Origin of the sequence: Algoriphagus sp. (genome assembly GCF_024642405.1) — a bacterium.
GTDB lineage: Bacteria > Bacteroidota > Bacteroidia > Cytophagales > Cyclobacteriaceae > Algoriphagus.
Genome location: NZ_JAHEBC010000165.1, coordinates 1 through 8,172, shown reverse-complemented (window position 1 = coordinate 8,172; position 8,172 = coordinate 1). Strand labels below are relative to the sequence as shown.

Sequence of the window (8,172 nt, the reverse complement as noted above, 5' to 3'; positions counted from 1 at the left end):
CTCGGGAGGTTGGATAAAGGATTTTGTTTCGACAGACGATAGGTCAAAATTCAAGATTTGTAGACAAGTCCTTCACTGGATTAAAACTGATTCTGTTTTATGGAATGATTCCCCAGTTTATATGTGGGGGTTTGGCCCTGACCCAGAGGATTTCATTTATGGTTTTCCAAGCTTGGATGGGAATAGTATTAAAGTAGCTACGGAGTCATTTATATCAGTTGACCATCCTGATCAAATTAATCGGGAAGTAAGCTTGCAGGAGCAAAAATTATTCTGGGACGAAAAAATAAAACATAGGATTTCTGGATTGAAGCCTGAATTTATGAAATCTGAAGTCTGCTTCTACACGGTCACTAATGATGCTAACTTTATCATCAAAAAAAACCCTGAAATTCCTAATGAATGGATTGTTTCAGCATGCTCTGGGCATGGCTTCAAACATTCTGCAGCTTTGGGTGAATATTTAGCTGATTTGGTTTTAGAAAATCCTACAAGATTTCAACTTTAATAGATTACTCATCTTAAAAAGGGAATATTATAATGAGGAAGGATAAACCTATAAAAACCCTTACTTTTGTCTGTTCAATTACCAAAAAAGTATAATGGCAAAACAAAGAGGCACTGCTTTGGAAGAGCATGAAAAGAGGAAGTTGTCCAAGCAGAATCTAGAGAAAATCGGCACTATTTTTCGATTTTTGATGCCTTATAAATGGGCATTTATATTAGGCTTGGTTTTTCTCCTACTTTCCTCGCTGACCTTACTTACTTTTCCCTTTGTAGCAGGAAAGTTGATTGATGCAGCTCAGGGAACTGAATGGATTGTAACAGATATAAATTCTATTGCTTTGATACTGTTGGCAATTTTAGCAGTGCAAAGTGTGTTTTCATTTTTTCGCGTTTGGCTTTTTGCATTGGTTTCTGAGAGATCAATGCGCGATATTAGGTTAGCCCTTTATTCTAGAATGGTTAGACTTCCCATGACCTTTTTTGATACTAGAAGGACTGGTGAACTAATTTCCAGAATTACGGCAGACGTAAGTTTGCTTCAAGATACATTTTCAATCACCCTTGCAGAGTTTTTTAGACAGATTATCACATTGGTGGCCGGAGTTGGGTTTTTATTATTCAATACTCCCAAACTGACTCTTTTTATGCTGGGAACTTTCCCGGTCTTAGTGTTGATAGCTATGGTTTTTGGGAAGTTTATCAGAAAACTTTCTAAAAAAACTCAAGATGAATTGGCGGCAGCAAATGTGATTGTGGAAGAAACTCTCCAATCAATCAGTACTGTAAAATCGTTTGTCGGCGAGGCTTATGAATCAGCGAGGTACGGAAAAGGTTTAAATTCTGTTGTCGCAGTAGCATTGAGACAGGCAAAATATAGGGGAGCATTTATTTCTTTTATCATTTTTGCCTTGTTTGGTGGCATTGTCGCGGTGATGTGGTACGGAGCTAGTTTAGTAGGTTCAGGAGAGATGAGTGTGGGTGAATTGGTTTCATTTGTACTTTATACCACATTTATAGGTGGGTCCATTGCAGGTCTTGGCGATATTTATGGACAAGTTCAAAAAGCAATTGGTTCATCAGAGAGGGTGTTGGAAATTCTAGATGAAGAAACTGAAAACGAGGGTGGAGATGTTGCTTTGGATTTTCAAGGTAAAATTGACTTTAAAAATATTCGTTTTCATTATCCAACCAGACCTGAGATTGATGTATTAAAGGATCTGAGCTTTCATGTAAACCCAGGTGAGAAAGTAGCTTTGGCGGGTCACTCTGGAGCTGGAAAGTCTACGATTATTCAATTGTTATTGAGGTTTTATGAGATTCAAAATGGTAACATTTTAGTAGATGACAAAAACATCAATAATTGGGATTTGAAGGCTTTGAGAAGCAAAGTCGGGATGGTTCCACAGGAAGTTTTACTTTTTGGAGGATCTATCCGGGAAAATATTGCTTATGCTAAGCCTGGTGCTACAGAAGAAGAAATTATTTTGGCTGCAAAAAAAGCAAACGCTTGGCAATTCATCAGCAAATTTCCTGAAGGGTTGGAAACAAAGGTGGGGGAACGAGGAGTGAAATTATCTGGCGGGCAGCGGCAGCGAGTAGCTATTGCAAGAGCGATTTTAAAGAATCCTTCAATCTTAATTTTGGATGAAGCAACTTCCTCCTTAGATGCAGAATCTGAGTCTTTGGTTCAAGAAGCTTTAGATGAGCTTATGAAAGGAAGAACCACAATCATCATTGCCCACAGACTTGCTACTATCCGCAAAGTAGACCGAATTTATGTATTGAAAGATGGAGAAATAATTGAGGAAGGTAATCATCAGGATTTACTTAAAAGAGAAGAGGGCTTTTATGCAAATCTAGTAAGGCTTCAATTTGCTGAAAATTGATTTGATATATTAAATCAAATTATGAGCAGAGAAAGATTTCACCATTCCCATCATTCGTTCTTCGTAGATAGAAGCTCCCGGAAATAATTTTTTCATTCCGGCTTTATCAATGAGTAATATTTCATCCAGATATTGCTTTGCATCAGCTTCATCCCATTTACTAAGTCGGCTTAGTCTAGTTTTAGTTAAGACTTTCAACATGAAAGATTTTGGCATAAACTGTGCAAATGGAATGGCGTAGTGAGCTTCTACAGGAAAATATTTATTGGGTGTTTGCACGAAAAATAATTTTCCAACCCTTTGAATTTCCTGAGCCATTTTTAATTGATTTTCCCAGGTATAAAGATGCTCAATCACGGAATTAGAGAATACCAAATCGAAGCTATAGTCTGGAAACTCGGGCATATTGGTAGCATCCCCTACCACGCTTTTTATTCTTGGAATGTTGACTTCCTCTTTATGCAGATTGAGTAAAGTGATTTCAATATTTGGATTTTTTGGCAGGGAACTATTTTTCCAAAAATAATCTGTGCCTCCGACATCCAAAATTTTTATAGGATCAGTTTTTTTGAATCTATGATAAAAAAGGGCTTCAAATTCTTTCTGCCTTTTATTTCTTAGTCTGGCTCCTAAAGAATCGGGTTTGTCAGATGAAGCAAATAAATTGGAAATAAAACTCATAATTTGCTCAACTGAGCGTTTTTTGAAACAATTAAATCCAAAAGTAATCAGCCTTGACCAATCTTTTCTTAATTTTTTTAGGAAATGGTAATTTTAGCCGTGCCCAACTGGATTTATCTACCATTTTCAGACAATTTTTTCCCTTTAACCATAAATCAATAATCTTCTATAGCTTTGGATTGGAATTAGCTCTCAACCTATTTTATTTTACCCCAATGAAAGTTTCTGTTGATTCGATGGACAAATGTAAATTTTGTGGTTCTTCGAATCAAAAAGTGCATGTAGCTGAAGAAAGGATGTTTGGGCAGGGGGGAAAATTTACTTATTTAGAATGTTTGTCTTGTGGTTCACTCCAACTGGCGACAATACCTTCCGATCTTTCATCCTATTATTCCAATGGTTACTATTCTTTGGTAGACCTTACTTATTCTTCTTTTTTTCGGAGAATTTTAAAAAGAGTTAGGATGAAATCTTTTTACAAATTTGAGAGTAAGTTTTTTGAACCTTCTTTTGGGTATTGGTTAAAGAAAATTAAGCCAAAATTTTCTGACAGAATTGCAGATATTGGTTGTGGGAATGGACAGCTTTTGTATGAGTTTTTTGCTTCCGGATTTCAGGATTTGCATGGTTTTGATCCTTTTATTGAAGAAGAGAATAGAATTTCTCCTTCCTTGACTATTTGGAAAAAGAGGATTGAAGAGTCAGATTTAAAATTTGACTTAATCATGATGCATCATTCCTTTGAACACATGCCTGACCCTTTTGATATTCTTAAAGCTTGTTTTGAAAAACTTAAACCAGGTGGCCGATTGCTAATCAGAACTCCAGTTTCTGATGCACAGATCTGGAAGGATGAAGGAGTTTTCTGGGTTCAGCTGGATGCTCCACGCCACTTGATGATTCCGTCAACGAAAGGAATGGTGGCTATTGCAAAAAAAGCAGGCTTTATTCTAGATGAAATCGAATTTGATTCAAGTGAATTCCAGTTTTGGGGTACCGAGTTATACAAAAAAGGATTAGCCTTAGACCCAAAGCTGATTGGAAAGAACTTTGCCAAAGAAGAAATCGATGCATTTAAAGAAAAAGCCCTCCAGTATAATCAAGAGGGCAAAGGGGATCAAGTATGCTTTTACTTTAGAAAGCAAGATTAGATTTTGAAAAGGGCGTCGAAGAAGCCCATAGTTTCTCCTTTTTTCTTAAAAATCATCATTGGAAGAAGATTATTTACCATAACAAGTTTTTCCGCGACACTCCCTAAAAGTATTGCTGCCGATTTGGTTTTACCTCTCGATCCTAATAAGATCATATCCACGTCTAACTTTACTGCCTCATCTAATAATACTTTACCATCATCTTCGCCATCATTTAGTACAAAATCGCATGTTAGTTCCGGATGGTTGTGTTTACTCACAAATTTCTCGAAATCACGATGAGCATTTTCCTTCATTATTTCAGCAAACTCTTCAAATGATTTCCCTGTTTTAGAATAGCCATGCGGAACATGGTACATGTGAACGGGAAGTAATTTTGCTTTTAATTCATCTGAAATTCTTTCTGCAAAATCATAAATCATATGTGTGTGCTCCGAGAAATCGCTCGGAATCATGATCTTTTTTGGCAGCCCCGGCTCTCGTTTTTCCTGTAACATCAAAATTGAACAAGGAGCTTTTTTAGCTACCCCTTTTGCAAGCGAACCACTTCCTTCCAAGGTTTCCTTTCTCCCCATAATGATAAGATCGACGTTTTTTATTTTTGCCCATCTTAAAAAAGTGTCTAAAGGATGATTACCTTCTTCAGCAAAAACTTCTATTTCGATGTTTTCTGGAAAATGAAACTGTTTTAATTTATCCTTAATTATTGCTTCGAGAGACTCGTCTCCTGGAGCCAATAAATCAGGATAGTTGTCTAAAATTTCTTGGGGTATAGCCAAATCTTTTGCAACATGAACGAAATAGCATTTATCAATTCCTAGAAACTCCAAGAAAACAATTGTCTTCTTTATAAGAATGTCATCCATTTCTGTAAGATCGAGGCCTATCATAGCCTTAGAAAAATATTTCATAGCAGTTTGGTATTTGAGATGATCAATTTAATGCTTTGATTGAGGAAATCGAATAGTTTTTTTGTTTTTGCACATTAGAATTGATTTCAAGGTAAAATTTAGTGATGGCAAGTTTTCAAAAATATTTTCTAGCATTGGTTCCTGAAGGGGATTTACAAGAAAAGGCAACTTCTTTAAAGGAAATGTTAAAAGAGCGATTTAATATCAAATACGCACTAAAATCACCCGCTCACATTACGGTCAAAATGCCTTTTACTTATAATGAGGCAAAGGAAGATGATTTAGAAAAAAAGTTAAAACAGTTTTTAAATGACTACCGACCCTTGGAGCTGATAATCGGAGGTGTCCGAACATTTGGTGATCGAGTTGTCTACTTAAATGTGGATGCAAAGGATGATTTATTTAATCTTCAAAAGAATTTAAAAACATTCTGCAAGCGTGAATTAAATATAGTAGATGAGTTAAGTGATCGAAACTTCCATCCTCATATGACCTTAGCATTCAAAGACTTAAAAAAAAATCAGGTGCCAAATATTATAAAAACTCTGGAGGAGCGACCCATTTTAGAAAAATTCGTTTCTAAACAAATTTTTTTGCTAAAGAGGGTCGATGGAAGGTGGATTAACTACAAAAAAGTAGAAATAGGGGGTGAGGTTAATTGAAAATTAGGTTCATTTAACCCAATTTTTTTCGAAAAACTCAAATCAATTAAGAAATTGATCTTTATATAAATGACGAAATGGGATTGATTTTTTAAGAGGTTCATTCTGCTTACTTTTAATTGAATGACCAAATGATAAACTCATCACCTTTATTCTTTGCTGGTTTTATAGGATATTTATTAGATATTTCAAATTGGAAAAATTCTATAGCTAATGCGATTTCTATTCTTTTTACTTCTCTTAAGTTCTTCCTTGGTTTTTGCACAAGAGAATGAATCAAGACCTCTTCGTACTTCTATTAAAACGGAAACGAGAGATATTCGAAAATATATTCCTATGACAAACTCAATTAGAAAAGCATTTGAGCAAGGGACAAGAGATTTTACGGGAAAACCTGGTCCAAATTATTGGCAGTTGGAAACTGATTTTACCATCAATGCAAGCCTGGATCCTTCTACTCAAACTATCACAGGTTCTGAAAAGATTTTAGTGCATAACAATAGCAAAGATGATTTGAATCAAATCGTTTTGAGGTTAGATCATAATATTTTTAGAGCAGATGTGCCTAGAGGTTTTTCAACTCCTGCCGAACAGACGGAAGGAATGATTGTGACCAGAATAAAAGTAGGTGGGGAGACTGTGGATTTAGAAGCAGCACCAGTCCGACGAAACGAGTCACCTCAACTGCGAGTAAGTGGATTGAATAGAACAGTCGCTACTATTACTTTGAGCAATCCAATAAAAGCGGGGGGTACAGTAGAATTAGAAATTGATTGGAATACAAAACTACCTGGAGGAGATAATGGTAGGGGTCATAGAATGACTCAACGATTTGATAGTACCTTGTTCCAACCTACCCAGTGGTTTCCCAGATTGGCTAAATATGATGATTTGAGAGGTTGGGAAACGAATGACTATCTAGGTCCAGCGGAATTCTTCAATAATTTTGGTCGATTTGATGTTTCCTTGACCGTTCCAGCGGGTTGGATTGTATCAGGAACTGGGATTCTTCAAAATCCAAAAGAAGTATTGACTCCAAAAGCAATTCAAAAACTTTCTAAAGTGTTAGATTCTGATGAAGAGTTAACAATTGTAGGGGAAGATGAGAAAGGCGCAGGTAAATCTACTTTATCTGGTGAAAAACTTACTTGGCGTTTTGTGGCAGATAAGGTAAATGACTTTGCATGGGCTACTTCTGATCGGTTTATTTGGAAAGCAACTCGTGCCATGATTCCTGATAAAGGCCCTATTCCGATTCATATGGTTTTTATCCCTGAGAGAGAAAGGTTTTTCGAAGATGCGGGGGAACGCACACGTCATGCATTAGAATTTTACTCAAAACTCTGGTCACCTTATCCATTTCCTCAGTTGACATTGCAAGATGGGCCGAGTGCAGGAATGGAATATCCCATGGTTATCAATTCAAACCAAGGTGCTGCGGATCATGAAACAGCACATCAGTGGTGGCCTATGATGCTTGGTACAAACGAAACACGATATGGCTGGATGGATGAAGGGTTTAATCAATACATGAATATTCTTTCAGCAGCAGATGCCGCAGGCCTACCCTATGATCTGGATGGCTATGGACAAAGATATGGACGGATAAGCGGTAGCGAAGATGAAGCACCTTTGATGTGGAGTGCCAACTATGCTGGTCCAGGTTATGGATTTCAGACATATCAGAAAACACCACTTATGCTGTCAATGCTTGGTGGAATAGTAGGAGATGAGGCAGTGATAAATGCTATGAGGAAGTATACAGCAGCTTGGGCTTATAAACATCCGTCTCCCTGGGACTACATGTTTTTTATGAATCATGAATTAGGCCAAAACCTAGAATGGTTTTGGTATTATTGGTTATTTACAACGGAGTCTGTGGAGGGGTCTATCAAGGAAGTCAAATCAGAAGGGGAACACACGATTGTAACCGTCAGACAAGATGGAGAAATGCCTTCTCCTGTCGTATTGCAAGTAGAATTTGAAGAAGATGGACCTGCTATTAAAGCAATGCAAAATGCCAAAATGCTTGATCCAACGACGGTGGAGGTAAGTTGGCCAGTAAGTGTTTGGTTTGATGGTGATAGAACTTTTGAAGCTGTTTTGGATTTTGGAGCTAGAAAAATCAAGAAAATTACCCTGGATCCGCATGGTCGTTTTCCAGATAATAATCTGGAAGATAATAGCTGGCCCCGACAGTAGGGCAGGGTTCCCAAGATAAAATCATTAAAGATTAATATAAAAAAGCCCCATTTGGGGCTTTTTTCCAATGACAATAGGTATCAACTAAACTGAGAAAAGCCTTACTCTCCGTGTGAGTTGCAAGACAAGACTGTGTCATTTAGTTCATTAATACTAGATTAATAGATTAATG

At 36.9% G+C, this 8,172-nt stretch carries 7 protein-coding genes; 5 read left to right on the top strand and 2 right to left on the bottom strand.

Translation table 11 applies throughout. From position 1 onward, the window contains the following. On the top strand, positions 1 to 508 hold a 508-nt coding region (locus Q0L68_RS12670; protein WP_296703704.1), incomplete at its 5' end, for an FAD-dependent oxidoreductase. A gap of 94 nt (positions 509 to 602) precedes the next feature. Beyond that, positions 603 to 2,393: an ABC transporter transmembrane domain-containing protein gene (locus Q0L68_RS12665; protein WP_296703702.1), complete on the top strand. Its 1,791-nt coding sequence runs from the start codon at positions 603 to 605 to the stop codon at positions 2,391 to 2,393. A 9-nt stretch (positions 2,394 to 2,402) separates the two neighbouring features. Here the strand turns inward: Q0L68_RS12665 and Q0L68_RS12660 are convergent, their stop codons facing one another. After that, complete coding sequence (locus Q0L68_RS12660; RefSeq protein ID WP_296703700.1) at positions 2,403 to 3,074, bottom strand: methyltransferase domain-containing protein; 672 nt, start codon at positions 3,072 to 3,074, stop codon at positions 2,403 to 2,405. 464 nt (positions 3,075 to 3,538) lie between these two features. On the opposite strand from Q0L68_RS12660, the gene Q0L68_RS12655 reads away from it, so the two are divergent. Next, positions 3,539 to 4,225 carry a class I SAM-dependent methyltransferase gene (locus Q0L68_RS12655; RefSeq protein ID WP_296703698.1) on the top strand — a complete coding sequence of 229 codons (687 nt, stop codon included), beginning with the start codon at positions 3,539 to 3,541 and terminating at the stop codon, positions 4,223 to 4,225. Here Q0L68_RS12655 and Q0L68_RS12650 read toward each other — a convergent pair. After that, entirely contained in the window at positions 4,222 to 5,136 is a 915-nt protein-coding gene (locus Q0L68_RS12650; RefSeq protein ID WP_296703695.1) for a universal stress protein, read from the bottom strand. The two genes, Q0L68_RS12655 and Q0L68_RS12650, sit on opposite strands and share 4 nt — an antisense overlap. Positions 5,137 to 5,240: 104 nt before the next feature. On the opposite strand from Q0L68_RS12650, the gene Q0L68_RS12645 reads away from it, so the two are divergent. Together Q0L68_RS12645 and Q0L68_RS12640 are read left to right on the top strand one after the other, a co-directional pair. Continuing rightward, positions 5,241 to 5,798, top strand: a complete 558-nt coding sequence (locus Q0L68_RS12645) for a 2'-5' RNA ligase family protein (protein ID WP_296703692.1) — start codon at positions 5,241 to 5,243, stop codon at positions 5,796 to 5,798. 213 nt (positions 5,799 to 6,011) lie between these two features. Further along, positions 6,012 to 8,000, top strand: a complete 1,989-nt coding sequence (locus Q0L68_RS12640; RefSeq protein ID WP_296703690.1) for a M1 family metallopeptidase — start codon at positions 6,012 to 6,014, stop codon at positions 7,998 to 8,000. The last annotated feature ends 172 nt before the right edge of the window (positions 8,001 to 8,172 follow it).

Bases quoted from the DNA above. Each gene is read 5' to 3' on its own strand.
- Q0L68_RS12645 (WP_296703692.1), top strand. From the start codon at position 5,241: ATGGCAAGTTTTCAAAAATATTTTCTAGCATTGGTTCCTGAAGGGGAT.
- Q0L68_RS12640 (WP_296703690.1), top strand. From the start codon at position 6,012: ATGCGATTTCTATTCTTTTTACTTCTCTTAAGTTCTTCCTTGGTTTTT.
- Q0L68_RS12650 (WP_296703695.1), bottom strand. From the start codon at position 5,136: ATGAAATATTTTTCTAAGGCTATGATAGGCCTCGATCTTACAGAAATG.
- Q0L68_RS12655 (WP_296703698.1), top strand. From the start codon at position 3,539: ATGAAATCTTTTTACAAATTTGAGAGTAAGTTTTTTGAACCTTCTTTT.
- Q0L68_RS12665 (WP_296703702.1), top strand. From the start codon at position 603: ATGGCAAAACAAAGAGGCACTGCTTTGGAAGAGCATGAAAAGAGGAAG.
- Q0L68_RS12660 (WP_296703700.1), bottom strand. From the start codon at position 3,074: ATGAGTTTTATTTCCAATTTATTTGCTTCATCTGACAAACCCGATTCT.